The organism is Kineothrix alysoides (assembly GCF_000732725.1).
Taxonomy (GTDB): Bacteria; Bacillota; Clostridia; order Lachnospirales; family Lachnospiraceae; genus Kineothrix; species Kineothrix alysoides.
The window spans coordinates 692,947-717,310 of the sequence record NZ_JPNB01000001.1; the positions used below are offsets into that span (position 1 = coordinate 692,947).

A 24,364-nucleotide genomic window follows, 5' to 3' on the forward strand; every position below is an offset into this window, starting at 1 on the left:
ATGAAATAGAATCCTTGATCAGCATTTCATTATCATTTTACATATCAATACTTAATATAGTATAATTATCGTTTCTGACATACTTGTGCTTGAACTTATTAATTTTACCATCTTCATCATATCCAAAGTTTCTTTCATCAATAATTTCGGAGTTAAAATGATCAACTTTAACTACGATTAATTTTAAATATGGTTTATAAACGATGTTCATATGCATACCCCTTCTTTCTATATGTAGTTGATAAGTTCCAATTGCGCAAAAATCAAAACTTATAAAGCTCTATATAAAAAGTATAACAAAAGATGAGTCCCATTGTACGGACTCTGATTTTTAAAAAATAAATAAAAAATAAAGTTATAAATTACCATTTCTTATCATAAAACACTCAAATGGTGTGAGTGCCAAACATGCGGCAAAGATAAAGGATAAGTCTCTATATAATAATTTTACTGTGCCGTTCATATCCCCACACAAGCATATGATAAAATCCAGCGTCATAAATCTTCCCAACCTTCGCCTCGTCGATGGATGTTTTCAGCTTACGGTAAATAAACTGTTTTACGGCGGGCTTTTTAGCATAACATCGTCGATGAGTGCAGCAGTTCCTTAAATAAACTATATACGAAATAACCCTCCATCATGAACAGGCGGATCTACGAGACGATAGGAGAATAATTCAAAGAAAGGGCCTCCCTTACTTTTTCCTCTTTTTGTTCTTTCTTGGCTACGACCAGTATCAGCTCTTTTATATGAGGGTTCCGGTTTTTGCCGCGCAGTCTTAATATCTGGTCGAAGAGAAGAGAGTATCCCTGGGCAATCAGATATTCATTTTCTATTTCCGCCTCTCTGGTAATCTGTACATTATAATTTTGTTTTACAATTTCTTTGATAGGTATCTTAATGAGTGTATATTGTGTTTTATCTATGACTGATTACCTTCTTTCATAATTCCAAGCACCGAATTCTATAAAACTGATGAGATATTCATATTTTTTAATAGTGGCTGAGAAAAAGCCTTCCTGATATGTTTTTAGGATATAATCTGCTACGTCCCTGTTTATACTGTCCGATTCCATCCGGTAAACCTCATCGCCGGCAACACTATGGTATTGTCCAATGCTATTCTGAGATATTTCGAATGTGAAATCATAGATGTTCGGTTTATCGGTATCCGTTTTTAATATGTTGGCCCTAACTGTATAGTCTTCATTTACCGGCACCGAAATGGCGAAGCCTTGTTTTATATATTTCATAAGCTGTGGTTCCTTTCCTTATTAGTGAAGTTGGAATAATTAATTTTTTTTCTGCATTCATCATTAAATATTAAAACATTGACTGTCTCCCGGATTGCCAGGCCCGCCGGACGGCTCTGATTGAAATCACGGGGACTTATCTCTCCTGCGTAGGCGTGGTGGAATTCTTCCCGGGTCGGTATACGCAGCATGTTACGTTGTAATTTCGTCATTTATTATTTTGATAATCCTCCTTTTCATTTATTTTTTATAATAGGAAAGTGCTGCTATTATATAAAAATGGATGCGCAGCAACGCGCCAGGCAAAAGCTGTGCTGCTGGGGCGTTTGGCTGTGAGAGTGTGTGAAGTACACTTTTGCTGTATGAAATTGTCAAGGAGCGTTTGTTTTTACGCTAAAAGTGGAAAGTATAAAGTTACAAATTGTTAAAGTCATCCTTTATCAGCCACGATAGAAGATGGGCTCCATATGGGAGCAGTGGGTTACCATATACAGATATTAGCACTCGAACATTTGTTTGTCAAGGAATAAATAAATTATGTTAGAGGGGATAAAAAATGGCAGTTTATAATGAATTTTAAAATAATAATAGCAAGATACGATTCTTATTTGGATACGTAATTCGGGGCATTGTCAGCTTATTATTACTAATTTAACATAATGAAAATATTCCTTGACATGACTGTCATAACTATAGTATATTTACTCCATATAAGAAAAGAGGTAAACGGTATGCTAAAGCAATATACCCCTGAAGAATATAAGAAAATGGTTCTGGAGTTCATCCGGACCAATAAAACGGCCGCGCAGGCGTTAAACAAGGAAATAGTATGGGACTCGGATATATTCGGTATGTCCAGAGAAGAACTGGTGGATTTCGTTATTTATAAAATCTGCGGGAATCCGAAATCCATCAAATATGTTTTAAATCAAAAAAATAAATTGAGTTTATTTTTGGATTGGTGCGTCGGTAAAGGGTATATAAGCAGCAATCATCTAAGGGATGAGGAATTCGATGATGAGGCTTTTATTTTTAAAACAATTGAGGCTATGGATATTACAGTCTTTTACGATGATACGGTAGAACGCCTGATAGACAGCATGAGGCTTAATAAAATATTTTACGAGCTGCTGATCAGGGGATTTTATGAAGGCATAAGAACGATCGATGATTTCATAAGGCTTAAATACAGCGATGTGGACTTTGATAATCTCACAATATGCACGGGCGGAATATGTAAGCAGATGTCTCATAGATTTTTCGAATTGCTAAGGCAGTATAAAAGCTGTTACGCATGGGAAGTGTGCTGGACGAGAAAGGAATTTATCGGTAATGATAATAAAATAAGTGTTCAATATATGAGCCAATATAAAGATTATATTATTAAGATAAAGGAGATTGACGGCCTGACCGATGAACTGTACAAATCCAGAATGGCAGCAATTGTCGGTAAGTATTTCATTCGCATTTCTCAATATGCGGGTTATAGCGTATCTGCGGATATGCTCTATATTTCGGGTTTTGTTAATTATATAAAAGGGATATGCGACAGAGAAAATAAACCGGTTGAGTATTACATTAAGTTATTTTATGTGAGGCTGAACCAAAGAGGGTTTACGAGAATTAAGGATTTATCGGATGAATATGGATTTTCAGCGGGAAATACCGCTCCTCTGGAAATAAGAAGAAAGTGTCTGCCATATATAGTGAGAGGAAAATACTATCGTTAAAAACGGATAGTATTTTTTTTACAACGAACAATGTGCGGATGTGCGATACTAAGCTAAGATATCATGATGTATTGTTTTTTGAATGCATACACAATTGAAATATTCTCATATATGTTCTGAGCATTGATAGTTGACATTAACTCTGAAATGTAATAATATGAGAAAAAGAACAAACGTTCGAATGGAGGGGACATGGAGACAGATGATTTTTTAGATGAACTCGATGAATATATCGGACAAACCCTGGCTGTGAAAATCCTGCCAAAGATGACCAATTTTGAGATGAAATCCCGTAAGGCGATATTACGTAAGATGCTGCATAAACGAGACGGCAATCGGCTGTTGTTATATGCCAGAGGGGCCTCCGGTGCCGAGGAGATTGATTTATATGCTATTGACAGAATCGACAAACAGCAGTATGGAAGCAGGCTGTTGAATACATACACGATAAGCTACGAGCTGATATTCGGAGAATACAGCATATTCCTGACAATAAAAGAATGAGCCTCAAGCAGTACTGGCAATACCTCGGCTCATTCTCGAACAATTTGTAACTTAAAGGCCGATAGGCCAAGAAGTTTGATACATACGTGAAGTATGCGTTCTCATTATATAGTGTAATATTTTAATCTGTCAAACTTTAAGAATAATTGGAAAAGATTTACTGTAAAAAGGAAAAAGGGTATTGAATGTTATGGCAAAAGTAATGGTAAAAACGGCAGTCGAGGGAAATATAGATAAATTTGACGCATTTAGAGCATTATGTGAAGAACTTGGGCTTAACATGCTGACGGGAAACAAACTGAATGAATATGTGGTAGAGGCAGGGACTTTATATAAATATATAGATTCGGGATATGAAGGAAAATATGAAGGCAGCGAGAAGGAGAAGGAGCTGGTAAGCAGTGACTATAGAATGGTGACCTTATTTGAGAGCCTGCTCATTGTAAAAAGTTTAATATAATTCAGTGGCCTATTGTCCATGATTGGCTCATTATAGGAGGATGTCATATTTTAAATGACTTAAAAGATTCTTTAAAATGATACTTTGAAATATTAATTTATGATGCTTTAAAATATTAATTTAACTGTTGACAGAATGCCAAAAAACATATAAAATAATCTTTGCGTGCAGGAATGGCGGAATTGGCAGACGCGCACGGTTCAGGTCCGTGTGATAGCAATATCATGAGGGTTCAAGTCCCTTTTCCTGCACTTATCGCTTTTATGAAGCTTCGGTTTTCATAAAGGCGATTTTTTTGTAACAGGAAAGTGATTCACTTACATAAAAATGGGTGCGCAGCACAGCTTTTGTTCTTTGTATTTTTTCATTGAAGTGCAGCCTATTCATATATCGCTTAGCTGCATGTCGCTTTTCTGTAATAAGAGCCTTTTACTGATTACTAATTACAAAAAAACGGATCGGCTGTATCTTGCCGACCCGTTTGTATTATGTACTTGAATATTTAATTTTATAGCAAGCTGTCAAGTAAATTACCTACCGAATAATTACTGCTGTAAGAGCCGGCATAATTATAAGTATTTGCTTTCAGAGCCTCGCGGCTTGCCGCATAGTCGATATAGGAAGCCTGAGTTGAAATGCTGTAAGCGAACGAAGGTGAATTGTTGAAAACAGACTTTAAAGCAGAAATATCAGCCGATTTCAAAGCCTCTTTATCAAGCGTGAGTTTATTATCGCTTCCTACCGTAATTCCAACCTTTTCCAACGTCTTAGAATATAAACTCGAGATATTCGTCATGTTGGATGCCGCTTTTGAAACCGAAGAAGAATCCGATTTCGATACCGAGTTGATAAGCGAATTATAGTTGGTAACGAAAGTTGATACCGCTTTATATATAGCCTCCGTATCATACTGCTTCGTGGTAGTAGTGGTACCGTCATCATTTTTTACAGTTACATCTTTTTCTTTAAATAAAGAATCCTTTCCTTTGTTAATTAAAACATCGGCAGAATCTTTCAGCTTGTCGGCAGAACTTTCGATGGCAGCCAGAGTCTTAGCGGAGTCGGCGGCCAGGGAAATAGAAAGCTTCGAGGAATTGCTTGTTGAGGTACTCGAAGAATCGCTGCCTACCTTATCGTAGTATGCTTTTAAAAGCTTTCCATAGCTTCCGTTCTTAATACCGGCATAGTCAGATAAATAGTTCAGATTACCGAGACTAGAGCTTGAACGGGAAGATGATAAATTGGAAAACAAATAAGAAACATCAGTTCTTGCATTAATATTCATATAATCACTCCTTTGATAATTACAGAGGCATCCGTGCCTTCTTTTTGCTTTTGTAAGATAGTTAAATAGGGTATAATATCCCTATGATTGCTTATATTATAGCAGGGAATGATATGGAATTCAATGGTAAAAGTGGATATACTGTGATATCCTGCCGTTTTTAGTTTTTAAATTTTTTATATTGTGGTATACTCGAGCATATGAACGTGAAAAAAGGTTATTGACTTAGAAGGAGAATTGTTGCGATGAAAAACTTTTTTAATGAATTCAAAGCATTTATTTCGAAAGGAAACGTCATGAATCTGGCTGTCGGCGTAATTATTGGAGCTGCGTTTCAAGGAGTGGTAACCTCCCTGACAGACAATATCCTTTCACCGATTATCGGTCTTTTTGCCGGACAGAACTTTGACTTGCTGAAGCTGGAGGTTTTCGGTGTAACGATTGCATATGGCGCCTTTTTGACCAGCCTTGTAAATTTCATTATAATGGCGTTTGTCATATTTTTGATTGTCAAACTGATGAACAAGCTCTTAGCAGCAGGCAAGAAGCCGGAGGAGCAGGCGCAAGCTCCAGCAACGAAGAAATGTCCGTATTGCTACAGTGATATTCATACGGAAGCAACCCGTTGTCCTTCGTGTACTTCCCAGCTGGGACAATAGAGGTATAGAACTTTTCTCATACTAATGTGATAAGGATATTATAAAAAGGGCATTTTATACGTACCGGAGGATTTGGTGTAATACTGAAAGAATAATTTTTATAAAATTGTTAAAAATATATTGACTTTTTTCTTTCAAAATGATACTATCCTACTTGCGGCGTGAGTGATTGCGCTATGCGGAAGTGTCGGAATTGGCAGACGAGCAAGACTAAGGATCTTGTGATGGTTACATCGTGAGGGTTCAAGTCCCTTCTTCCGCAGTATAATATTTGTCGAAAGAAGTCAATTGCGGATGCAGTGGACTTCTTTGTTTTTATGTAATTAGGAAAAGACATTTGTTACAGCGACAATGGCTGCACAGCTACGCGCGCCAAGCAAAAGCTGTGCGGCCGAAGTGTTTGGCTGCAAGAATATACGGAGCGCACTTTTGTTCTATAGTGGAATACGGATATATATCATAGGTTCATTCCGCCTTGATTTTATAAAGTATGGGAATTCATTAACCAAATAAGAAGGGTAGCATTTTTCGATAGCGACTTGACTGCCGGCGGTAAAATGTTAAGTAATTATACTAAGAAAGGGGTTGTATGATTATTTTTAAATTATCTAACAGCTTAAAACGTAAGATAGTCAACTTGGCTATTATTCTTATTATAATGTCGGGAATAGGGAACATAATATTTTCACTGCCTCATAAATTTAAGGTACTGGATTTTATCGGGCAGCATTATGCTTTTTTCAGACCGGAAACTATGTTGCTTCACCGGACAGTGTCTACAGCAGTTGGGTTTATTCTGATCTTTCTGAGCTACAGGCTGTATAAAAGAATGAGAATGGCTTGGATTATTATAGTAAGCGTATTGCCGGTATCAGTGCTTCTACATATTTTAACATTTCATGACTATATCAATGCATTTACATTATCGGAAGTTTTCGTCATATTGGTTTTAGTTGTCTCACATAAGGACTTTAACAGGGTATCAAATCCTATAAATTTAAAGTGGGGATTTATAATTGCATCCATTTCGTTATTTATGGTGTTATTGAATACAGCATTGGGACTGCTGATTATGGAAACCCATTATACAAATATTGACGACTTTATGGATTCGGTAATACGCTCATTTCAACTGTTTTTTTATATGGACGTTTCCGTTATTGAACCCAAAACGAGAGCAGCCAGGCTTTTTGGACAATCGGCCATTGCACTCAACTGGATCAGCCTTATATCAGCGCTGTTTCTTATTTTAAAACCGTTGGTCTATCAACCGATTGTTTCCTTGCGGGATAGGGAAAAAGTAAGGAATTATCTAAGCTTATATGGGGATAATCCAACATCCTACGTAGCAATAGAGGAAGATAAAAAATATTACTTTGGAAGTAATGTGGAGGGAGCAATCGTATATGTTGCCGCCGCAGGGGTTGCGGTTTGTGTTGGAGATCCCGTATGCAGGCAAGAGGATGCAGTTATCCTTTTAAGTGAATTTATTTCATTTTGCAGGCAAAACGAGTTGGATATCTGCTTCTGCCAAACTACGGAGAATATGTTAAGCATATACAAGGATATGAGGTTTGGTATTACCAAATATGGAGAAGAGGCCATGTTTGAACTTGAGTCCTATAATATCTCCGGAAGTAAAGCAGCAAAGGTGCGGCAGGCTATTAATAATGCCAATAGATTGGGAATCGAGGTTTTTGAATATAAACCGCGCGAAAAGAGAAACAAGCAATTAGAAGAACAAATCATGGATGTTTCACAAGAATGGCTGGCGTTCAAGAAGAGCGGGGAATTATCTTTTCTGCTTGGCAGTATAGCGCTGGATAACCCTATGGATAGAAGATATTTTGTTGCGGTGGATTCTCAAAATATAGTGCAGGGATTCATTGTTTTTGTGCCCTTTGCAGGGGGAGAAGGTTATTATTCCGATGTCACCCGCAGAAGAAAAGAGGCTCCAATTGGTGTAATGGAAAAAATTGTTATATGTGCATTTCGGGCAATGAAGAATGAGGGAGTAAAATGGGGAAGCCTTGGTCTTGCACCATTGGCCAATGTCAGAGAAGGTGAGGAGTGTAAACCGATTACCAGCCTTGTATTAGAATTGATTTATGAGCATTTAAATAATTTTTATGGTTTTAAAACGCTGCACCAGTATAAGAGAAAATACGGACCAACAGCATGGGAACCACGGTATTTAGCATATTATCCTAGTGTTTTCACACCTAAGATAGCGTATTCCATTATTAAAGTGCAAAATCCCAAAGGGGTAAAAGACTATATTTTACAGCAGATTAAACTGCTGTATCAAAATAGAAAAGTATAAGATAAATTATACGACATATCTACTCAAAAACAGAAGGAACGGGAATGTTTTCATAAAAAGGAAGAGCAAATGATAACAGAGTTTCTGATATAAAAGGGGTGATAAGAAAGGGTTATATGGATATTTGGGAAAAGTTATATTTAAGGGCAAGAGAAGAATATCATCCGGAGGATGTATCTCCATTCGTGTATGCGCATCATGTGGTATGTGCTTTGGAAAGTGAAAATGGAGATATTTATACGGGATTTTGTATTGAAAGCTGTAGTGGTGTTATGAACTTATGTGCCGAAAGAGTAGCTGTTCTTAATATGTATGTGAACAGTGGGCAAACTGTAATTAAGAGAATGATAGCATTTTGCGATGAACCTCCGATTGGTGAAGGCAGCGGTATGCCTTGCGGAGCATGCAGGGAGTTTCTCATGCAATTGTCTTTAAAAAACAAAGACATGGAGATTATGGTCGATTATGCTAAAAGAGAAGTCATTACATTAGAAGAATTGCTGCCAAAATGGTGGGGGATGGAACGATACAAGGAGGAAAGAAATGCTGGAATTTAAATATGATACGCAGTTATTGCTTGAGGGAAAAGATCTTGATGAAGATATCATTACTGATTATTTTACAAACAATTTTAATGGGGATTGTCTTTTAGCAGTGGGAGATGAAGAACTCATTAAGATACATTTCCATACGAATGAGCCTTGGGAGGTATTGGAGTACTGTTCTTCCTTAGGAGAAATCTATGATATTGTCGTTGAGGATATGGATAGACAGTCAAGAGGATTGCATGGGTAATATCCTCCGGTTTCATGAAGTGAGCGTAAAAAAATGCATGGAAGAAACTTGGGATTAGTAGAAAGAAGGTGTAAAAATGCCGGAAGGAATTATTATTTTCGGACCAGCCGGTTCAGGCAAAACGACCTTGGGAAGAATGGTTGCCAAAGAGCTTGATTTTCCATATTTTGATATAGATGATTATATTTGGAGAAAAGATACGGACAGACCATTTACTGTTATGTACACTCGTGAGGAAAAAATCAACAGGTTGATGACAGATATATCCAAAGGAAAATATTTCGTTATGGCGGGTTCGATGGATAGCTTTCATACACCTTTTGATGCGCTATTTCGCTTGGCGGTACATATCACAGATTCTGCGGAAACAAGACTTGACCGCATTCATAAACGAGAATATGAAAGTTTTGGAGACAGAATTATGGAAGGTGGAGATATGTATGAAGAACACCAGCGTTTTCTTGACAATTCAGCAAGGTATGATTCGGACGGTTCTCCATGTATGAAGACACATAAAGAATGGGCTGATACACTGCATTGTAAAGTAATTCGCCTTAACGGTGAGGAGGAGTTAAATAAAAGTGCAGAAATAATAGTCAAGGAGTTTTTTTCCAATACTAAAATGTTGGCGGCAGAGGTAAAATAAAAAATGATAGAAGACAAATTCCCGCAAAAGCTTGATAGAAAAATAATATATGAAAGCGATTGGGTGTCCTTATATTCTGATAAGGTACAGATGCCTGATGGACATATTATAGGCACTTATCATAATATACATTACCCTAATGAAGCCGTATGTGTCGTGATTTGCAATGAAAATGATGAAATACTTATGATTCAATCCAAAAGATACATTACCAACAGGCTTGAATGGGAAATACCCGCAGGAGGTATTGAAAAGGAGGAAACGCCGGAAGAGGCTGCAAAACGCGAATGTCTGGAAGAAACTGGTTGTGAAATTAAAGATTTAACTTATTTATGTTGTCATAATCCAAGTAACGGCACTTCCGATTTACTTTTGCATGTTTTTGTCGCAAAGGTAAAAAATGAAACAGGAGATTTTGATGAAAATGAAGTAAGAAGTAAGCGGTGGATAAAGAAAGATGAAGTTATTGATTTGCTGAAAAATAATGAAACACATTGTGGAGTGTCAATGCTTGCATTATTATATGCTATTCAGTTTTATTTATAAAAAAATACAAAAAGATATCTATGATTATGAAGGAGACAAAGAAAATGGCAAGGAAGAATGATCGATTTGAAAAAATATATTCTCAAGGAGCATTAACAAAAACTGAAATCTGGGTGGATAAGGAAACCGGTGTAAATTATATGTTTCATGAGGACGGCTATGCCGGAGGGTTAACGCCTTTGCTGGACCGTGACGGGAAGCCGATCGTTACGTCTATTCTGAATAGTTAGACTCCGTTATAGAGGGCTATAAAATCAGGATTTTTATGGAGGAATTAAGGTTGAGCTACGAAAAACTTGAAAAAAATATAATTGACATAATAAAAGAAGAGCAAGCTAAATTGGGATACCGGAAGGAAACGGTGAGGCTGTACTATCCGCTGCGTTCCTTGAATCATTTTTTTGATGATGAATATGGCATTCGGCAAATGAAAGAGTTACTGCAGGTCTTTTGTCAACAGGTGAGGGATAAATTAGGAGATATTCAAGTCACAAACGAAAAAGACAGATTTTGCTTCGCCATTCCTGAAAAGGGAGTTGAATACATCCATGATAATATGGATAAGAACGAATTTATCAAGGAACTGGTGGAAACGGTACAAAAGCATGGATGTACGATAGAAGATATCTTAAACATATTTTGCAGCTATTCCCAAGATATTCATTTTGAAAAAGTGGATAACGGCGAATTCAATTATCTTATTTACTTCAAAGACCAGCATCCCGACAGTTATTATTATTGCTTTACCGTGGAAGAAGGCCATATCATATATCATCGATTCCTGCAGGAAGACTATGAGGACTTTGGTTTTTAGGCAGTGGCCTGCCCGTGAAGAACGAGTTAAAGAATTCGGACGGCTGTCAGGCCGTATTCTAAAACAGGAATAAGAAAATAAGGATATGAAGGAGTTGCAGAATGTGCGAATGCATGGTATGTAAGAGAATCGAGTTGATTTTGCAGGGAAATAATCCTTACTTTGTGAGGGAGCTTCAAACGGGATACGTGGTTATCGGTGATTATCAAAGATTTAAGGGCTATACGCTTTTCCTATGCAAGGAACATGTGACAGAGCTGCATTTCTTAGAGCAGAATTTCAGGTATACATTCTTACAGGAAATGTCATTGGTTGCAGAAGCTGTATATAACGCTTTTCATCCCGATAAGCTCAACTATGAATTGTTAGGCACAGGAAATGCAGTTCACATGCATTGGCACTTTTTTCCCAGAAGAGCCTCAGACACGCCGGTAGCGGGGCCGGTATGGAAGCTTAGTAAGGCGGAAATGTATGCAGAAGAGTATCTTCCGGGCGAGCAGGAATTATCCGTGCTGAAAGAGAAACTGGAGGATGAATTGATTAAGCTGTTGGAGAAGCGGTAAAATAATTAAGCTGTTTTAGTTTATTGCTATCACAATTGAATCCTGCCTCATATCATGTAGCAGAGGTGTTTTTATGAATTCTTGTGAACTGGTTACTTTTATTACTGCTACCGCCTGCGCCATAAGCAATTGCTGCGACAAGGATGAAATCGCAATGTTATCGGCTATTTTTTCTCAACTGGGCGATACTTTGGCCACCATGCTTACACACGATGAAATATGTAATAAGGAAGAGTGACCTGCCCTATCGAGAGCACTCCAAGCTTTCTTGCAGCCCGGATTTTGTCGAAAGTCCTTTTTTGCCTTTTCTCCCATCCTATGATAAAATATAATAAATTGACAGTCATGCTGGAGGCGGGCGGTCGGGGAAGAGAGTATGCGTGCGGACGATGCTCTAAGAAGGGGATTGGAGTGGAGTATGAAAAAGAAGAGATGGATGACACTGGCAATGCTGTTTGTGGGCGTGACATTTACGGCGTGCGGCAATTCTGAGAATTCTGAAGAAGCTGCCCCGGAGGTAATGCAGGCGGAGGACTTCTCTGCTGTGGCGTCAGAGGAGATAGGGGCCGAAGGCGGAATGGGCAGTATCGTGGATGAGCTCATAAGCCTCAGAGAAGATACTCAGACAAAAGAGCAGGCTGCGAACGAAGAAACGCAGCGAACCATAGACGGGACGAAACAGCAGAACGAAGTGCAAAGCGGAGAAACTGAGCGCGGCAGCAAAGCGGCGGATTTACAAAATACAGGCGAATATGGAGATGATGTGACCGATTTACAGAATTTGCAGGAGTTGGTAATTTATTACAGCAACAGCAAGGCAGACGGTCTGGAATCGGAGACGGTACTCGTGGAAGAAGTGACGGCTAATGCGATTATCGGCTATCTGGCGGGGCATAATATCGTTTCTATAGATACAAATGTAAATGACTTCCGGGTAGAGGAGGAAAACAGTCTTATTTACCTGGACCTTTCGAAAGCCTTCGGAGAATATTTAAAGACTATGGGAAGCAGCGGAGAGGCCGTGATTATGGCGGCGCTTACGGATACTTTCTTACAGGCATATGAAGCGGAAGCGCTTCAAATTACAGTGGAGGGAAAAACCATAGAAACCAACCATGCGGTATACGATGAGCCATTGACTTTTACAGAGCCAAAGTTCGATTTCGAATAGGGTGTTTAAGCAGGTATCATGGACATAAAAGAAAGACAGAAGGACGAGGAGATAACAGATGGCAGAAATTACGGAAAGGGAACAGTTGATTTTCGATATTGCACAGATTGAATGGGATATGTTTCAGCATGTTTATAATACCGGAGGAAGGGCTTCCTGTCAGGAGGATCCGGATACGTTTTTCCGTATGAGAATGAGCCAGTGGATGGTTTATACTGACGAAATACTTAAGAGCTATATGGAGGATTTAAAGGTGGCCTGTGAAGAAGGCAGGAACCTTCTGTTTGAAAAATATGCGAGGATGATGGAAGTTACATATCCGGAGGAATATGAGAGGGTAAAAGAATATATACCGATGGCCTCCGAACGCAAAAAAGAGCTGGTGGAGGAGCTGGTGGCTATCCATCTGGAGTGGGATAATGAGATGATTTCCCATTATCCGAATCTGAGGGAAAACGGAAGGGTGGCCAAAACACAGGAGGATTCTCCTGCTAACGGTTCCTCCATGGAAAGTTATTTCAGAGGGGAGCTTCTGACCTATTCGGAGAAAACGGTAAGTTTGTTACTGGCACAGACCAAAGAAGTCCATGAAAAAGGTGAAAATCTGGAGAAGCAGATCATTGAGAACGAAACGAAATTCTATGGCTATAAGAGCATCGAGGAAGCAGAAGAAAGGCACGGACTAAAAGTGCAGCCGCCTTCTGACCTCATCGCGCAGCCGCCTTTTGGATAAAAGAGTAATAAGTGCGATGACAATAATGCTGCATGCGGTCAGAACTACGGCAGACCATGACAATCCCATTGGTTTTAGCAGGAACTTGTCGATGAGAAGCTCGATACCCACGCATAGAATAGCGATTTCTGCGAAAAAGTATAACGTCGTAGTAATAAAAGAAATAGGAAAGGTACGAAGCAGGAACGTGAATATTTCAACTAACAGTGTTACTAACGCTGTAATCGGCAAAGCGAGCAGCCAGAACCATTCGGCAGAGGGGGTAAGATAGGTAATCATGTACAAATATCCTCCGACAGCAATCCCGTCAAACAACAGCGACAGATAAATGGGCAGCTTCGTGTATATGACAGCCGGAACGGCCAACACGAAAAGAATAATACATATACCGATGATTAACAGCGACCACATACTGTTAGTAAAGACCAACAGGTTGAGCAGCGCACAGCTTACGGCAGCAGCGCCGAGAACTACCGACAAAAGAATTCCCAAATCCTTTCTTTTTACGACCTCTACTTGCCCTTTTTCATGGGGGTAAGAGGACGGACGTTCCATTTTCTTCAGCTCGCTCGGGTTGATGACCGGTGTATGGCAGAGCGGGCATTTTTGCAGGTCCGCATCCAATTCCACACCGCAATTTACACAATATGACATATAGGTTACCTCCTATCGGTTGCTTTCTATTTTAACATGAATTCCGTCCTGTACAAGCTTGCGGAAAAAGTACCGCTCCACATCCGCCTCGATGATGCTGCTGGCAAAGTTGATGGTAAGGGTGTCCTCGAAGCTGGAAATGGCGCAGTTGGTACGTGAGGAAAAGGGCTGCCCCATATAAATATCAAATCGCTCGATATGCTGCTTCATATCCTCCGGTACCTTTAACGCCCCCATGTTGGTAAGCCCTGCGGAGGAATTCTTATCCTGAATCTTCGTATAAAAAAAGCGGACGGTAAAATCTTTGATAAAAAGAGGGATGACGCGTATTACCGGATTCCGCTGAGTTGCCGCATTCGTGGTAATCTCTCCTCTTAAAAATTTTTCATTGATATAATAGCGCATGTAATTATGCACATGGACTACTATTTCCTCGAAGGTATATTCTCCAAGCCTCGGATCGATGGAGGGATATATCATGGTTATGAAATTGCGCAGTGTCTTGGAAGGAAAAAAGCGCCTTAGATTGACTGGCATGGCGATTTTTACCGGACGCAGCTTCAGGTGCAATTCCTCCGCCTGCTTTTGCAGCAAAGAGTATAAAAGTACAGAATTCAAATATTCTGTAATCGTAGCATGATATTTGGAGGCGACGTTCATGACCTCCTTTACGGACATAATGCCGTCGACAATATTGAGCGTGTAAAAGGGCTCCTTTGTACCGCGTACCCGGTAAGTCTTTTCCCCGGGGCGGGGCGGGCGCACTTTCGCATTGGCATAACGCATGTATGCATCCTCCAGCTCTTCGGGATCAGGTTCCCCATCCACATCCAGAACGAAGCCGCCGCAGGAAATCTCGTGCCCTAACAGGCGCAGGTAAACCGCGGTAATCGTCTGAAGTACGCACATGCCGCCGCTGCCGTCGCCTAAGCTGTGATGTGCTTCCAGCGCAATCCGGCATTCGTGATAATAGATTCGGATCAAATAGCGATTATTGGCTTTGAAGGGCATGGGCATGCAGGGATTTTTGATGTCGGGCTGAACGAAGGGACCGGGTCTGTTATTGGGTTCTAAGTAACGCCAGAACAAGCCCTTTCGGATAGCTACTTTATATGTGGGAAAGCGTTTCAGCGCAATATCCACCGCCTGCTGTAAAACATCGGGGCGTATAGTCTCCTTCAGCACCACGGAAAGCCGGTAAACGGAAGAGAAATCCTTACGCTGAAGAGTGGGATATACGATGGCGGACAGATCCAGTTTATACCAGGTCCGTTTCTCGCTTTTTTTATGCGGTGTTGTCTTGTCCTTGCGTGCGGTCATAAATATCCCCCGAAATAGAAAGATTAAAGATTCTTACTGTAATGTATAGAGTATACCACAAAATGCAAATTATGTGATAGAATTGACTTAAAAATAATAGATTATGCTTATTATTTATAGGAAAGGTGCGGCGATTCATATGGCAAAGTCGGATAAAAGAAATCAAAATTTGATGAACCTTATCAAACGAGTTCATAGCGTGGTGGAAAATGCGGATATTGAGAAGTACAGGCAGTCTCAGGATTATTTTGGTGCTCTTTTGGGAAACAGCAAGGAAACTACTGTGAAGGCAGTTCGTATCGGTGAGATGTACGGGGAATGGATTGCTGTAAACAGAGCTCATATGAAAAAGCATGTAATACTATACTGCCATGGCGGGGGTTATTCCACGGGCAGCAGTCAGTATGCCAGAACCTTGACGACAAAGCTGGCTGTGTCAACTTCGATGGACGTGTTCAGTTTCGACTACAGGCTGGCGCCGGAGCACCCTTATCCCGCGGCATTGGAGGATGCCGTGGCGGCATGGGACTATCTTATGCTCTTAGGTTACGGGGCACGGGATGTGGTGATAGCGGGAGATTCTGCAGGAGGGAATCTGGCTCTCGCTCTTACTCTTAAGTTGAAAGAGGGAGAAAGGCTTCTTCCCAGAGGACTTGTGCTGATGTCCCCCTGGACAGATTTGACCTCCTCAGGGAAGTCCTACGGGAACAAAAAAGAGGTGGACCCCGTATTGAATGAAGAGTATATCGGGCAGATGATACAAAACTATGCCTCCGGGCAGGATTTGGAAAATCCTTTGATTTCACCGGTTTTTGGAGATTTTGAAGGCTTTCCCTCGACTTATATACAAGTGGGCGATAATGAGATGCTGCTAAATGATGCCACTCTGCTTCATAAGAAGATGGCAAAAGCCAATGTTTCCGTGAAAATCGATATATTCAAAGGAATGTGGCATGTGTTCCAGATGTCGCCCTTTAAGACGGCATATGAAGCCATGGATAAAAATGCGGAATTCATTTATGATGTATGCCGCTAAATCGTGCGATAAAAAAATAACTGTAAAATGAAGAAAAAATAAAGGAATATCTAAACGGGCCGAGAATATTTAATACAGTGATTGATTTTTGTATGTGGCAGCGAAAGGTAAAGGTAAAAGCTGAGTGATCATGTTGATTCGAGAGAAAATGGAGCAGTGGGAAAAAGAATATTTAAGCCCCTATGCGTCCCTTAGCATGAATTCCAGAGGCAGGCTGAGGGAGGAAGAGCAGTGCGACATCCGCCCGGTCTATCAGCGGGATAGAGACAGAATACTGCACAGCAAGGCATTCAGGCGTCTGAAGGATAAGACGCAGGTCTTTTTGACGCCGGAAGGCGATCATTACAGGACGAGGCTGACACATACACTGGAGGTATCTCAGAATGCCCGTACCATTGCCAAAGCCCTTCGGATGAACGAGGATTTGGCGGAAGCCATTGCCTTAGGACATGATTTGGGCCATACACCCTTCGGACATGCGGGAGAGCGGGCTCTTGACAGAGTGTGCCCGTACGGCTTTTGCCACAGCGAACAAAGCGTTCGCACGGTAGACTGCTTGGAGAAGGATGGACAGGGGCTTAATCTGACGGAAGAAGTCAGAGACGGCATCCGTAACCATCAGACAAAGGGAATGCCCTTTACATTAGAAGGAAAAATTGTCCGATTTTCGGATAAGATCGCATATATTCATCACGATATGGACGACGCCATTCGCGGTGGGATTTTGAAAGAATCCGATGTTCCGGAGGAAATCGGAGAGGTAATCGGAAAGACTACGGGGGAACGTTTGGACCATTTCATTCACGATTTGGTAACCACCAGCTATGACAGAGACGATATTATGATGTCGCCTCCCGTTGCCGAGGCTATGAAAAAGCTGAGGGAATTCATGTTCGACCGGGTGTATAAGAACAACGAAGCCAAGAGCGAAGAGAAGAAAGCAGAAATGCTGATGGAGTCGCTTTATGAATATTATCTTCGCCATATGGAGCTTCTTCCGAAGCATCTTACCGCGCGGATAGAGGAGTATGGAGAACCGGCTCAGATTATCGTATGCGATTTCATCGGAGCGATGACGGACCGCTTCGCCATTGCCAAGTATGAAGAACTGTTCATACCGAAATCGTGGCATTATTGAGCGTGAGGCGGCGTATAACTATTTGATATATTACAGATTAAAGAAGGGAAATGAGAGTGTACTATCCTGATGAGTTAGTTGAAGAAGTACGGTTGAAAAACGATATAGTAGATGTGATTTCCGGTTATGTGCGTTTGCAGAAAAAAGGGAGCAGCCATTTCGGCCTATGTCCCTTTCATAATGAAAAGTCCCCCTCCTTTTCCGTTTCGGGAAGCAAGCAGATGTATTATTGCTTCGGCTGCGGGGCGGGCGGAAATGTATTTACTTTTATTATGGAATATGAGAACTTTACCTTTCCTGAAGCAATCAAGCTGCTGGCGGACAGGGTAAAGGTGGATTTGCCTGAGATAGAATATTCGGAAGAGGTAAAGAAAAAGGAAGGCAAAAGAAATAAGCTGTTAGAAGTGAATAAAGAAGCGGCGAAATACTTTTATTATCAGCTCCGTTCCCAAAAGGGCAGCATAGGTTATCGCTATTTGGCGGACAGGCAGCTTAGCGACGAGACGATGAAGAAGTTCGGATTGGGATTCGCTAACGTATCCAGCAACGATCTGGTACAATACCTGCGCTCCAAGGGCTACCGGGACGAGCTCATACAGGAGGCTGGGCTTGCAAGCTTCGATGAGAAATATGGAATTCACGATAAGTTCTGGAATCGGGTCATTTTCCCTATTCAGGACATCAATCACAGGGTAGTAGGCTTCGGCGGACGCGTGATGGGCGATGCCAAGCCGAAATACTTAAATTCGCCGGAGACAATGATTTTTGATAAAAGCCGCAATTTATACGGACTGAATTTTGCGAGAACCTCGCGGCAAAGCAACATTATTCTATGCGAAGGCTATATGGACGTCATTGCTATGCATCAAGCCGGATTTACGCAGGCTGTGGCATCTCTCGGAACAGCATTTACCGCAGGGCAGGCGAATCTTCTGCGCCGTTATACGGAGGAAGTGCTGCTCGCTTATGACAGCGACGGAGCGGGAGTGAACGCAGGGCTTCGGGCTATATCCATATTGAAAGAAGTGGATTTAAGCGGTAAGGTACTCAATCTGGAGCCTTATAAGGACCCGGACGAATTCATTCAAAACCTGGGAACGGAGGCATTTCGCCAGAGGATGGACGAGGCGGAGAACAGCTTTTTCTTCGAACTTCGTATCATGGAAAAGGAATACAACCTGAAAGACCCGGAATCCAAGACCAAATTTCATAGGGAAATCGCGAAGAAGTTATGTGGCTTTCCTGAGGAGGTGGAACGGGAGAACTACATAGAAGCGGTAGCGGATAAATATAACGTAGGTTTTGACAATCTGAGGAAGCTGGTAACCACCTATGCGGCGCAGACGGGGCTGGTAAGTCCGATTGTTCGTCCCAAGTCAGGAATCGCAGAGAAGAAAAATACACCGGAAGAGAACATGAAGAAGTCGCAAAGGTTACTTATTACCTGGATTGCGGAGGAACCGGAGGTATTTCCTAAAATTGTGAAATATATATCCCCCGAGGATTTTACGGAAGAACTGTACCGGAAGGTGGCGGACAGGCTGTTCGAGGGCTTGGAGCAGGGAAAGCTGAACCCGGCTCATATCATCAGTCTTTTTACGGACGAAGAGGACCAGCGGGAGGTAGCGGCGCTTTTCAACACCAAGTTGGAGGAGCTGGAGACGAAACAGGAGCGGGAAAAGGCTTTCCACGATATCGTTTATACGGTAAAAAAGAACAGCTATGAATATTATTCCGGCAGGCTGGGGGCTGATATAAGTACGTTAAAGCAGGTAATTGCGGGAAAAAAAGCGTTGGAAGAACTTAGCAAAACGCATATTTCTTTAGATTAAAGATAATACTATGACTACATGAGGAAGGATGGAACCTAAAATGGATGAAAACACACAAGCAAAGTTTGAGGAGCATTTGAGGGAGCTCTTAAGCGCTGCTAAAAAGAAAAAGAATGTACTGGAGTATCAGGAGATTAACGATTTCTTCGCCGACATGGCGCTGGAAGAGGAACATTTCGATAAGATAATGGAAACTCTGGAACAGAATAACGTAGATGTACTTCGTATTACGGAGGAGGACGATGTGGATGACGAGGAAATTATCCTCACGGAGGAGGATGAGGTCGATGTGGAGAGTATCGATCTTACCGTTCCGGATGGCATCAGCATCGAAGACCCCGTCAGAATGTATCTGAAGGAAATTGGTAAGGTTCCCCTTCTGAGCGCAGAGGAGGAAATCGAACTGGCAAAGAAGATGGAGATGGGCGATGATGAGGCGAAAAAGCGCCTTGCGGAGGCGAATCTTCGTCTCGTTGTCAGCATAGCCAAGAGGTATGTAGGCCGCGGTATGCTCTTTCTCGATTTGATTCAGGAGGGCAATCTTGGTCTTATTAAGGCTGTGGAAAAGTTTGATTATAGAAAAGGATATAAGTTTTCTACCTATGCTACATGGTGGATTCGTCAGGCGATTACAAGAGCCATCGCAGATCAGGCGAGAACGATCCGTATTCCTGTTCATATGGTGGAGACGATCAATAAGCTGATTCGTGTCAGCAGACAGCTCCTTCAGGAACTGGGCAGGGAGCCTTCCCCTGAAGAAATAGCGGAAGAAATGAATATGCCGGTGGACAGGGTAAGAGAGATTCTCAAGATTTCCCAGGAACCGGTTTCTTTGGAAACCCCTATCGGAGAAGAAGAAGACAGTCATCTGGGTGACTTCATTCAGGACGATAACGTGCCGGTACCTGCTGATGCGGCGGCCTTTACCCTATTAAAGGAGCAGCTTGTAGAGGTGCTTGGTACCTTGACGGAAAGGGAGCAGAAAGTGCTTCGCCTTCGCTTCGGTCTGGATGACGGACGGGCCAGAACGCTGGAGGAGGTTGGAAAGGAATTCAATGTTACCAGAGAGCGGATCAGACAGATAGAAGCGAAGGCGCTCCGTAAGCTTCGCCATCCAAGCAGAAGCCGTAAGCTGAAAGATTACTTGGATTAATCGGATAAAAACATGAATCTTAATGAAAACTTAGATATTAGCTCCTGGTCCAAGGAAATCGTGCTGTCGGACAGAATGCTCTGCGTAGCCGGTATGGTGACGAAGGGGAATGTTGTGTGCGACGTAGGCTGCGACCATGGATTCGTCTCCATATATCTGGTAAGAAATGGAATCAGCCCGAGGGCATTGGCCATGGATGTGGGAGAAGGACCTTTAAAAGCTGCAAAAGAGCATGTGGAAGAGTATGCTTTGACAGACTACATAGAAACCAGACTGTCCGACGGAGTGACGGCCTTGCGCCGGGAAGAAGCTGACACCTTGATTTGTGCGGGAATGGGCGGCAAATTGATAAAGCGTATTCTGGAAGAAGGAAAGGACAAGATACGCTTTATGCAGGAAGTTATTTTGCAGCCCCAGTCCGAGATACGCGGTATGAGAGAATATTTGCGAAAGCAAGGCTATGATATAACAGATGAGGACATGATTTTTGAGGATGGTAAATACTATCCGGTTATCAAAGCGCGTCCCGGAGCAGGACAGGGCGAAGATGCAGCTTTACAGACGGTAAGCAGGCAGGTGCCGGATAAATATGGTCCCATCCTTTTAGAGAAAAAGAATCCGGTGCTTCATGGATTTCTTATGAAAGAACGGGTGTTATGCGAGGAAATTCTTGGCGGCCTTAAAAAAGCAGCCGGTGGGAATGAACAGCAGAGCAGCAGGCGGAATATGAGGCAAAAAGAAATAGAATGCAGAATAAAGGATATCGATTCGGCACTTTCTTATTTTGATAAATAGTATGAATACTGGTATATGTGCCAGCATGAATGCCGGAGCCGGAAGCCGTATGCGGGAAGTACCCGGGAAAGGTGGCTGTATATGAGATGTGACAAAATCATAGAAAGTCTGGAACGGCTTTCGCCCTCTTCCTTTGCGGAAAGCTGGGATAACGTCGGGCTCCTTGCAGGGAGAACGGACAAGGAAGTGAGCAGGCTGTGTATTGCGCTGGACGCTACCGATGAGGTAATAGATGAGGCGGTGCGCGCAGGAGCGGATATGCTTCTGACTCACCATCCGCTTATATTCTCCCCTATGAAAAAGGTTACGGCGGAGGATTTCATCGGGCGCAGGGTGATAAAGCTGCTTCAGAATGATATTAGCTATTACGCCATGCACACAAATTTCGACGTAATGGGAATGGCGGATGCGGCAGCGGATGAGCTTGGGCTTAAGGACAGGCAAGTGCTTGACATTACCTATGAGGATGAAATAGCAAAAGAGGGGCTGGGCAGGTATGGAAGGCTTATTCAGATTATGACGCTGGAGGAGTGCGCCTCCTTTGTGAAAGAAACCTTTGAGCTTGAAAATGTAAAAATATATGGAGAATCGGATACGCCTATCGAATGGGCGGCAGTTTCACCAGGCTCCGGCAAAACCATGATAAAGCCGGCGGTATCGGCGGGAGTGGAGGTGCTCATCACCGGAGATATCGAGCACCATGAGGGGCTGGATGCGATGGCACAGGGACTTTCGATTATCGATGCCGGACATTTTGGCTTGGAGAAGATATTTATTCCATATATGAAGGAATATATTAGAAGAGAGCTGCCGCAGCTTACCGTATTTGCTGCGAAGGAAAAGAATCCGTTTTGGATATTATAGGCAGCAGGATTTTGGAGGACAGCATGTTTACAGTTACAATAGATGGCGAGAAGAGGCAATATGAAGAGGGTACCACGTACGAGGAAATTGCAAAGGAGTATCAGAACCGGTATTCGCAGAGAATCGGTCTTATAACCGCCAATGGAAAGATAAGGGAATTGATCAAGGAAGTGAAGAAGGACTGCGAGCTGAATTTCATTACGCTAGGCGATCCGGTGGGGCATAAAACCTACGTCCGTACGGCAATCATGCTACTGATCAAGGCGCTTAGAGACGTTGCGGGGGAAACTGCTATTAGGAAATTCAAAGTGGAATTTGCTATCGGTCCCGGCTATTATTGCAGCATAGACAGCGATTTCAAGATAGAGCCGGAGTTTATTCGCAGGCTGAACGAGAGAATGCGAAAGCTGGCAGAAGCGGACATACCGATTACGAAGAAGTCTTATCCGATTAACGAGGCTATGGAAATTTTCCGTGGACAAAATATGAAGGATAAGGAAAAGCTGTTCCGATACCGAAGAAGCTCCTATGTGAACGTATATTGCCTGGATGGCTATTACGATTATTATTACGGTTATATGCTTCCCAGCACCGGATATGTAAAATATTTCGAGGTGCTTTCCTTCGAGGAAGGCTTGATGCTCCTTCTTCCGGAACAGCAGGTGCCGGATAAGCTCCCGTTGATGGAACCCAGAGAAAAGTTGTTCGAGACCTTGAAAAAATCGGATGAATGGGGTAATATGGTGGGAGTTGACACCGTAGGAGACTTAAACGACCAGATTTGTATGGGGAATATCAACGATTTAATACTTGTTCAGGAGGCGCTTCAAGAGCGGAGCATCGGGGAAATAGCCAAGGATATTGTGGCGCGCGGAGGTGTAAAGTTTGTGATGATCGCGGGGCCTTCCTCCTCAGGGAAGACTACCTTTTCACATAGATTGTCTATTCAGCTTCGGACATATGGCTTGTCACCGCATCCCATTGGCCTGGACGATTATTTTGTCAACCGGGATAAGACTCCCAGAGATGAGAATGGAGATTATAATTTCGAATGTCTGGAAGCGATAGATGTGGAGCAGTTCAATGAGGACATGACAAGGCTGCTTAAAGGAGAGACGGTGGAACTTCCAAGCTTCAATTTCAAGTCGGGGCTGCGGGAATATCACGGAAACTATAAGAAACTGGGGCCTGAGGATGTCCTTGTGATTGAAGGAATCCATGGTCTGAATGGAGATACGTCTTATTCTCTGCCGAATGAAAGCAAGTATAAGATTTACATCAGCGCCCTGACGAGTATCAATATCGACGAGCATAATAGGATTCCCACCACGGATGGCAGGCTTCTGCGGCGTATGGTGAGAGATGCACGGACGAGAGGGGCTTCGGCAAAGCGCACGATGGAGATGTGGAACTCCGTCAGAAAGGGCGAAGAGAAATATATTTTTCCTTTTCAGGAAAGTGCGGATGCCATGTTTAATTCTGCGTTGATTTACGAGCTGGCGATTTTGAAGCAGTATGCGGAGCCGCTTTTATTTGGAATAGAAAAGGGTGAGCCCGAATATTATGAAGCGAAGAGACTTTTAAAATTTTTAGAATATTTTATCGGTGTGAGCAGTGAAAACCTTCCTAAGAATTCCATTTGCCGCGAATTCGTAGGGGGAAGCTGTTTCCATGTTTAATACATGGAATTTATATAAGTTAAGTAATGCTAAGTAGAATAAATGATCGCGGCTGCAATTCCGAAAGGAAGCAGGTGAGGAAAGTCCGGGCTTCATAGGGCAGGATGCCGGATAACGTCCGGTGGAGGTGACTCCAAGGATAGTGCAACAGAAATGAACCGCCCCGTCATGCGGGGTAAGGGTGGAAGGGCAGTGTAAGAGACTACCGTTCGTCTGGTAACAGGCGGAGCCATGTAAACCCCATCCGAAGCAAGACCGAATAGAAAGCGATAGGCCGGCCCGGCCTGCTTTCAGGTGGGTCGCTAGAAATTGCCGGCGACGGCAATTCAAGATAGATGATCATTCACGACATAACCCGGCTTATCGTTCTGCTTAGTATGAAAATAAATAAAAATGTAACTGTTCAGTAC

Annotated in this window: 28 protein-coding genes, 2 tRNA genes and 1 other RNA gene; 25 read left to right on the forward strand and 6 right to left on the reverse strand. The window is 42.2% G+C overall.

Annotated elements, in window-relative coordinates; genetic code table 11:
- Window positions 1-37: 37 nt before the first annotated feature.
- The 3 genes from CC90_RS24155 to CC90_RS0103300 all read right to left on the reverse strand — a co-directional run bounded on the left by CC90_RS24155 (window position 38) and on the right by CC90_RS0103300 (window position 1,466).
- Window positions 38-211, reverse strand: a complete 174-nt coding sequence (locus CC90_RS24155) for a hypothetical protein (protein WP_157837526.1) — start codon at window positions 209-211, stop codon at window positions 38-40.
- A gap of 722 nt (window positions 212-933) precedes the next feature.
- On the reverse strand, window positions 934-1,254 hold the full coding sequence (locus CC90_RS0103295; RefSeq protein ID WP_031389403.1) for a hypothetical protein: 321 nt from the start codon (window positions 1,252-1,254) through the stop codon (window positions 934-936).
- Window positions 1,251-1,466 carry a hypothetical protein gene (locus tag CC90_RS0103300; protein WP_031389404.1) on the reverse strand — a complete coding sequence of 72 codons (216 nt, stop codon included), beginning with the start codon at window positions 1,464-1,466 and terminating at the stop codon, window positions 1,251-1,253. Before CC90_RS0103300 ends, CC90_RS0103295 begins: the two co-directional genes overlap by 4 nt.
- A 519-nt stretch (window positions 1,467-1,985) precedes the next feature.
- Between CC90_RS0103300 and CC90_RS0103305 the strand changes: the two genes are divergently transcribed.
- The 4 genes from CC90_RS0103305 to CC90_RS0103320 all read left to right on the forward strand — a co-directional run bounded on the left by CC90_RS0103305 (window position 1,986) and on the right by CC90_RS0103320 (window position 4,199).
- Window positions 1,986-2,984, forward strand: a complete 999-nt coding sequence (locus CC90_RS0103305) for a hypothetical protein (RefSeq protein WP_031389405.1) — start codon at window positions 1,986-1,988, stop codon at window positions 2,982-2,984.
- A gap of 192 nt (window positions 2,985-3,176) precedes the next feature.
- Window positions 3,177-3,488: a hypothetical protein gene (locus CC90_RS0103310; RefSeq protein WP_031389406.1), complete on the forward strand. Its 312-nt coding sequence runs from the start codon at window positions 3,177-3,179 to the stop codon at window positions 3,486-3,488.
- A 190-nt stretch (window positions 3,489-3,678) separates the two neighbouring features.
- Window positions 3,679-3,948, forward strand: a complete 270-nt coding sequence (locus CC90_RS0103315; protein WP_132038553.1) for a hypothetical protein — start codon at window positions 3,679-3,681, stop codon at window positions 3,946-3,948.
- A gap of 167 nt (window positions 3,949-4,115) precedes the next feature.
- A tRNA-Leu gene (locus CC90_RS0103320) sits at window positions 4,116-4,199 on the forward strand.
- A gap of 257 nt (window positions 4,200-4,456) precedes the next feature.
- On the opposite strand, the gene CC90_RS0103325 is transcribed toward CC90_RS0103320, so the two are convergent.
- On the reverse strand, window positions 4,457-5,233 hold the full coding sequence (locus CC90_RS0103325; RefSeq protein ID WP_031389408.1) for a hypothetical protein: 777 nt from the start codon (window positions 5,231-5,233) through the stop codon (window positions 4,457-4,459).
- Between the two features lie 245 nt (window positions 5,234-5,478).
- On the opposite strand from CC90_RS0103325, the gene mscL reads away from it, so the two are divergent.
- The 13 genes from mscL (at window position 5,479) to CC90_RS0103390 (ending at window position 13,483) form a co-directional block, all read left to right on the forward strand.
- Window positions 5,479-5,892, forward strand: a complete 414-nt coding sequence (gene mscL, locus CC90_RS0103330; protein WP_031389409.1) for a large conductance mechanosensitive channel protein MscL — start codon at window positions 5,479-5,481, stop codon at window positions 5,890-5,892.
- A 178-nt stretch (window positions 5,893-6,070) separates the two neighbouring features.
- Window positions 6,071-6,154: transfer RNA gene (locus CC90_RS0103335), tRNA-Leu, on the forward strand.
- 327 nt (window positions 6,155-6,481) lie between these two features.
- A complete protein-coding gene (locus tag CC90_RS0103340) occupies window positions 6,482-8,215 on the forward strand; it encodes a bifunctional lysylphosphatidylglycerol flippase/synthetase MprF (protein ID WP_051869269.1) in 1,734 nt (577 codons plus the stop codon).
- Window positions 8,216-8,331: 116 nt separating this feature from the next.
- Complete coding sequence (locus tag CC90_RS0103345; RefSeq protein ID WP_031389411.1) at window positions 8,332-8,772, forward strand: cytidine deaminase family protein; 441 nt, start codon at window positions 8,332-8,334, stop codon at window positions 8,770-8,772.
- Window positions 8,759-9,010, forward strand: a complete 252-nt coding sequence (locus CC90_RS0103350) for a hypothetical protein (protein ID WP_031389412.1) — start codon at window positions 8,759-8,761, stop codon at window positions 9,008-9,010. Before CC90_RS0103345 ends, CC90_RS0103350 begins: the two co-directional genes overlap by 14 nt.
- 76 nt (window positions 9,011-9,086) lie before the next feature.
- Entirely contained in the window at window positions 9,087-9,656 is a 570-nt protein-coding gene (locus CC90_RS0103355) for an AAA family ATPase (RefSeq protein ID WP_031389413.1), read from the forward strand.
- 3 nt (window positions 9,657-9,659) lie between these two features.
- Entirely contained in the window at window positions 9,660-10,202 is a 543-nt protein-coding gene (locus tag CC90_RS0103360; RefSeq protein ID WP_031389414.1) for an NUDIX hydrolase, read from the forward strand.
- Between the two features lie 44 nt (window positions 10,203-10,246).
- Entirely contained in the window at window positions 10,247-10,432 is a 186-nt protein-coding gene (locus CC90_RS0103365) for a DUF6440 family protein (RefSeq protein ID WP_031389415.1), read from the forward strand.
- Window positions 10,433-10,482: 50 nt separating this feature from the next.
- Window positions 10,483-11,016 (forward strand): DUF3877 family protein, encoded by a 534-nt coding sequence (locus CC90_RS0103370; RefSeq protein ID WP_031389416.1) that lies wholly within the window; start codon window positions 10,483-10,485, stop codon window positions 11,014-11,016.
- A 101-nt stretch (window positions 11,017-11,117) separates the two neighbouring features.
- Complete coding sequence (locus CC90_RS0103375; RefSeq protein WP_031389417.1) at window positions 11,118-11,579, forward strand: HIT family protein; 462 nt, start codon at window positions 11,118-11,120, stop codon at window positions 11,577-11,579.
- Window positions 11,580-11,652: 73 nt separating this feature from the next.
- The gene (locus CC90_RS24335) at window positions 11,653-11,817 is read left to right on the forward strand and encodes a DUF6774 domain-containing protein (protein WP_165919324.1); all 165 of its coding nucleotides are present in this window, start codon (window positions 11,653-11,655) and stop codon (window positions 11,815-11,817) included.
- Window positions 11,818-11,997: 180 nt separating this feature from the next.
- Window positions 11,998-12,750 (forward strand): GerMN domain-containing protein, encoded by a 753-nt coding sequence (locus tag CC90_RS22905; protein ID WP_157837527.1) that lies wholly within the window; start codon window positions 11,998-12,000, stop codon window positions 12,748-12,750.
- A 58-nt stretch (window positions 12,751-12,808) separates the two neighbouring features.
- Window positions 12,809-13,483: a DUF4125 family protein gene (locus tag CC90_RS0103390; RefSeq protein ID WP_051869271.1), complete on the forward strand. Its 675-nt coding sequence runs from the start codon at window positions 12,809-12,811 to the stop codon at window positions 13,481-13,483.
- Here the strand turns inward: CC90_RS0103390 and CC90_RS0103395 are convergent.
- Both CC90_RS0103395 and CC90_RS0103400 read right to left on the reverse strand, forming a co-directional pair.
- The gene (locus CC90_RS0103395) at window positions 13,433-14,137 is read right to left on the reverse strand and encodes a DUF6320 domain-containing protein (protein ID WP_031389420.1); all 705 of its coding nucleotides are present in this window, start codon (window positions 14,135-14,137) and stop codon (window positions 13,433-13,435) included. The two genes, CC90_RS0103390 and CC90_RS0103395, sit on opposite strands and share 51 nt — an antisense overlap.
- A gap of 12 nt (window positions 14,138-14,149) precedes the next feature.
- Complete coding sequence (locus CC90_RS0103400) at window positions 14,150-15,457, reverse strand: condensation domain-containing protein (RefSeq protein ID WP_031389421.1); 1,308 nt, start codon at window positions 15,455-15,457, stop codon at window positions 14,150-14,152.
- A 139-nt stretch (window positions 15,458-15,596) separates the two neighbouring features.
- On the opposite strand from CC90_RS0103400, the gene CC90_RS0103405 reads away from it, so the two are divergent.
- The 8 genes from CC90_RS0103405 (at window position 15,597) to rnpB (ending at window position 24,333) form a co-directional block, all read left to right on the forward strand.
- A complete protein-coding gene (locus tag CC90_RS0103405) occupies window positions 15,597-16,493 on the forward strand; it encodes an alpha/beta hydrolase (protein WP_031389422.1) in 897 nt (298 codons plus the stop codon).
- Between the two features lie 130 nt (window positions 16,494-16,623).
- A complete protein-coding gene (locus CC90_RS0103410; protein ID WP_031389423.1) occupies window positions 16,624-17,631 on the forward strand; it encodes a deoxyguanosinetriphosphate triphosphohydrolase in 1,008 nt (335 codons plus the stop codon).
- A 56-nt stretch (window positions 17,632-17,687) separates the two neighbouring features.
- The gene (gene dnaG / locus CC90_RS0103415) at window positions 17,688-19,463 is read left to right on the forward strand and encodes a DNA primase (RefSeq protein ID WP_031389424.1); all 1,776 of its coding nucleotides are present in this window, start codon (window positions 17,688-17,690) and stop codon (window positions 19,461-19,463) included.
- Window positions 19,464-19,503: 40 nt separating this feature from the next.
- Entirely contained in the window at window positions 19,504-20,616 is a 1,113-nt protein-coding gene (rpoD, locus tag CC90_RS0103420) for an RNA polymerase sigma factor RpoD (RefSeq protein ID WP_031389425.1), read from the forward strand.
- Window positions 20,617-20,628: 12 nt separating this feature from the next.
- The gene (locus tag CC90_RS0103425; RefSeq protein WP_051869272.1) at window positions 20,629-21,411 is read left to right on the forward strand and encodes a tRNA (adenine(22)-N(1))-methyltransferase; all 783 of its coding nucleotides are present in this window, start codon (window positions 20,629-20,631) and stop codon (window positions 21,409-21,411) included.
- An 81-nt stretch (window positions 21,412-21,492) separates the two neighbouring features.
- Window positions 21,493-22,275, forward strand: a complete 783-nt coding sequence (locus CC90_RS0103435) for a Nif3-like dinuclear metal center hexameric protein (RefSeq protein WP_031389427.1) — start codon at window positions 21,493-21,495, stop codon at window positions 22,273-22,275.
- Between the two features lie 23 nt (window positions 22,276-22,298).
- Window positions 22,299-23,954 carry a nucleoside kinase gene (locus CC90_RS0103440; protein ID WP_031389428.1) on the forward strand — a complete coding sequence of 552 codons (1,656 nt, stop codon included), beginning with the start codon at window positions 22,299-22,301 and terminating at the stop codon, window positions 23,952-23,954.
- Window positions 23,955-23,984: 30 nt separating this feature from the next.
- An RNA gene (rnpB, locus tag CC90_RS23115) (RNase P RNA component class A) lies at window positions 23,985-24,333 on the forward strand.
- Window positions 24,334-24,364 lie beyond the last annotated feature (31 nt).

Bases quoted from the DNA above. Each gene is read 5' to 3' on its own strand.
- CC90_RS0103440 (WP_031389428.1), top strand. From the start codon at position 22,299: ATGTTTACAGTTACAATAGATGGCGAGAAGAGGCAATATGAAGAGGGT.
- CC90_RS0103360 (WP_031389414.1), top strand. From the start codon at position 9,660: ATGATAGAAGACAAATTCCCGCAAAAGCTTGATAGAAAAATAATATAT.
- CC90_RS22905 (WP_157837527.1), top strand. From the start codon at position 11,998: ATGAAAAAGAAGAGATGGATGACACTGGCAATGCTGTTTGTGGGCGTG.
- CC90_RS0103295 (WP_031389403.1), bottom strand. From the start codon at position 1,254: ATGAAATATATAAAACAAGGCTTCGCCATTTCGGTGCCGGTAAATGAA.
- CC90_RS0103390 (WP_051869271.1), top strand. From the start codon at position 12,809: ATGGCAGAAATTACGGAAAGGGAACAGTTGATTTTCGATATTGCACAG.
- CC90_RS0103400 (WP_031389421.1), bottom strand. From the start codon at position 15,457: ATGACCGCACGCAAGGACAAGACAACACCGCATAAAAAAAGCGAGAAA.
- CC90_RS0103315 (WP_132038553.1), top strand. From the start codon at position 3,679: ATGGCAAAAGTAATGGTAAAAACGGCAGTCGAGGGAAATATAGATAAA.
- CC90_RS0103305 (WP_031389405.1), top strand. From the start codon at position 1,986: ATGCTAAAGCAATATACCCCTGAAGAATATAAGAAAATGGTTCTGGAG.
- CC90_RS0103395 (WP_031389420.1), bottom strand. From the start codon at position 14,137: ATGTCATATTGTGTAAATTGCGGTGTGGAATTGGATGCGGACCTGCAA.
- CC90_RS0103410 (WP_031389423.1), top strand. From the start codon at position 16,624: ATGTTGATTCGAGAGAAAATGGAGCAGTGGGAAAAAGAATATTTAAGC.
- CC90_RS0103345 (WP_031389411.1), top strand. From the start codon at position 8,332: ATGGATATTTGGGAAAAGTTATATTTAAGGGCAAGAGAAGAATATCAT.
- CC90_RS0103425 (WP_051869272.1), top strand. From the start codon at position 20,629: ATGAATCTTAATGAAAACTTAGATATTAGCTCCTGGTCCAAGGAAATC.
- CC90_RS0103365 (WP_031389415.1), top strand. From the start codon at position 10,247: ATGGCAAGGAAGAATGATCGATTTGAAAAAATATATTCTCAAGGAGCA.
- CC90_RS0103325 (WP_031389408.1), bottom strand. From the start codon at position 5,233: ATGAATATTAATGCAAGAACTGATGTTTCTTATTTGTTTTCCAATTTA.
- mscL (WP_031389409.1), top strand. From the start codon at position 5,479: ATGAAAAACTTTTTTAATGAATTCAAAGCATTTATTTCGAAAGGAAAC.
- CC90_RS0103310 (WP_031389406.1), top strand. From the start codon at position 3,177: ATGGAGACAGATGATTTTTTAGATGAACTCGATGAATATATCGGACAA.
- CC90_RS0103375 (WP_031389417.1), top strand. From the start codon at position 11,118: ATGTGCGAATGCATGGTATGTAAGAGAATCGAGTTGATTTTGCAGGGA.
- CC90_RS0103350 (WP_031389412.1), top strand. From the start codon at position 8,759: ATGCTGGAATTTAAATATGATACGCAGTTATTGCTTGAGGGAAAAGAT.
- CC90_RS0103355 (WP_031389413.1), top strand. From the start codon at position 9,087: ATGCCGGAAGGAATTATTATTTTCGGACCAGCCGGTTCAGGCAAAACG.
- CC90_RS24335 (WP_165919324.1), top strand. From the start codon at position 11,653: ATGAATTCTTGTGAACTGGTTACTTTTATTACTGCTACCGCCTGCGCC.
- CC90_RS24155 (WP_157837526.1), bottom strand. From the start codon at position 211: ATGAACATCGTTTATAAACCATATTTAAAATTAATCGTAGTTAAAGTT.
- CC90_RS0103300 (WP_031389404.1), bottom strand. From the start codon at position 1,466: ATGACGAAATTACAACGTAACATGCTGCGTATACCGACCCGGGAAGAA.
- CC90_RS0103435 (WP_031389427.1), top strand. From the start codon at position 21,493: ATGAGATGTGACAAAATCATAGAAAGTCTGGAACGGCTTTCGCCCTCT.
- rpoD (WP_031389425.1), top strand. From the start codon at position 19,504: ATGGATGAAAACACACAAGCAAAGTTTGAGGAGCATTTGAGGGAGCTC.
- CC90_RS0103340 (WP_051869269.1), top strand. From the start codon at position 6,482: ATGATTATTTTTAAATTATCTAACAGCTTAAAACGTAAGATAGTCAAC.
- CC90_RS0103405 (WP_031389422.1), top strand. From the start codon at position 15,597: ATGGCAAAGTCGGATAAAAGAAATCAAAATTTGATGAACCTTATCAAA.